Origin of the sequence: Alcanivorax sp. HI0007 (assembly GCF_001635525.1) — a bacterium.
GTDB lineage: Bacteria > Pseudomonadota > Gammaproteobacteria > Pseudomonadales > Alcanivoracaceae > Alcanivorax.
Genome location: NZ_LWEJ01000223.1, coordinates 1 through 454, shown reverse-complemented (window position 1 = coordinate 454; position 454 = coordinate 1). Strand labels below are relative to the sequence as shown.

The following is a 454-nucleotide window of genomic DNA, read 5'->3' as shown; positions in this document are numbered from 1 at the left end:
CCACCATGGTGAAATTCGAAGGCTCTTTCACCCAGGACGTGTCCAAGGCGGAAGGCCGCCAACGGCTCACCGATATCGTCAAACAGGTAAAAGAAAGCAACCGCAGGACCGTTGTAGGTTTCGTCGAATCCGCCGCCCAGATGCAGGCCCTGTGGAGCCTGGGTGGAGTGGATTACCTGCAGGGCTACTATCTGCAGGCACCGATGGATTCGTTGCAAATTCCGGAGTCGGCGTAGAAAGGCAATTAATAGTTAATAATGAATAATTAATAGTTGCGCGAAACAGCTTTGCCTTGTCTTTAAACATAAGAGGCCGCGCCCAAGCTATGGGCGCGGCCTCTTGCGTTTCAGGAAAGACAGACCAAAACCGCGAATTATTAATTATTCATTATTAACTATTAATTGCTCTTAAGCAGCTCCGCCTGGTCCTTGTCCCTGACCCCGATCAGATAGAG

General features: G+C 50.0%; 1 protein-coding gene. It reads left to right on the top strand.

The features are described from left to right. Positions 1-236 (top strand): EAL domain-containing protein (locus tag A3714_RS11150; RefSeq protein ID WP_156493860.1); only part of this gene is annotated, 236 nt, incomplete at its 5' end. Positions 237-454: the final 218 nt, after the last annotated feature.